Annotated in this window: 1 protein-coding gene and 1 pseudogene; one reads left to right on the forward strand and one right to left on the reverse strand. The window is 53.4% G+C overall.

Annotation, left to right across the window (positions count from 1 at the left end):
* On the forward strand, positions 1 to 333 hold a 333-nt coding region (locus ACOTXL_RS23770; RefSeq protein WP_421625860.1), incomplete at its 5' end, for a tail fiber domain-containing protein.
* Here ACOTXL_RS23770 and ACOTXL_RS23775 read toward each other — a convergent pair.
* Positions 299 to 1,092: pseudogene (locus ACOTXL_RS23775) on the reverse strand (phage tail protein); the annotation flags it as partial. The gene ACOTXL_RS23770 and the pseudogene ACOTXL_RS23775 sit on opposite strands and share 35 nt — an antisense overlap.

Genomic DNA, 1,092 nt, shown 5'->3' on the forward strand with positions numbered 1-1,092 from the left:
TTTCAGTCAGCAGGAACATCGGACATTAACTTTAAGAAAGTGACCGGGGATCTGGATCTAAACGAATCGCTGTCAAACATCGAGGCAATGGATTTCAAGACCTTCTACTACCTTGCTGATGAAGAGAAAGCCATTCGGCGCGGCGTTATTGCTCAGGAGTTGGAAAAGATAGATCCGCAATATGTTCACTCGGCTGAGGAGTCGGGAAAAATGACACTTGACCTCAATCCTCTGGTGCTCGATGCGCTGGCGGCAATCAAAGCGCTGGCAATCCGCGTAAGCGCATTAGAGGGAGACGCTAAGCCTCCCGCTCCTGGCTCATTCGCTGGTTAAAAAGTGAATCTGCGGGCATATCTAGGCGAACATCGATCCAGCTGTTCGCCGGGACATCTATCAGCTCTCCTTTCGTTTTGATCATCTCTCCGTCATCGCTCAGCATGAATTTGCGCTTAAACAGTCGGATTATTAGCTCGCCATTGTCGGTTTGCTCTGCCTCAACCACCCCCAGCTCTCCCATGCCGCCCGGGTCCATTGGCGGCAGCAACTGCCAGCCTTCTGATGCCAGGCCTGTCGAACCGGCGAGCACGTAAACACCGACGTCGAGACGAAAAAGAGTTATTCCCTCCGCCTCAGAGTTCGCCGTTCCACAGCCACACCATGAGAAACCATCTTCCTCTATATCGGCGCGCTGGCACGCTTCCTGGCTCGCTACGATACGGGCAACAGGAGACGCTGCCTTTAGTGTGCCATCGCTGGACTTTGTGGTATTACCCGTGGTGTAAGCCTCCTGATATGACCAGGACGAGCCACCGTAATACGAAAACCACGTCCGCCGTAGAATGTAGGCCTGATGAATACGGGTTGGTCGGCTGCCCCGATTGACGACTATAGACGTAATGCCGGTATTTGCAGTCAACCCCAGTTGGGTCTGTCCGTCATTTTGATGGGAGGAGAAACAGGTCGGTGTAAATGCGTCCATAGCGTCCAACAGTGGGCCGTCTCCGTTGATAGTTCCAAGCCCAAATGCTCCCACTTGCATGATGTTCCCGGCAGTCGTTCCGACGTCCTTTGTCGCGCTACTTCCCAAACCGA

The organism is Enterobacter cloacae complex sp. IR5402 (genome assembly GCF_049238125.1).
GTDB lineage: Bacteria > Pseudomonadota > Gammaproteobacteria > Enterobacterales > Enterobacteriaceae > Enterobacter > Enterobacter hormaechei_C.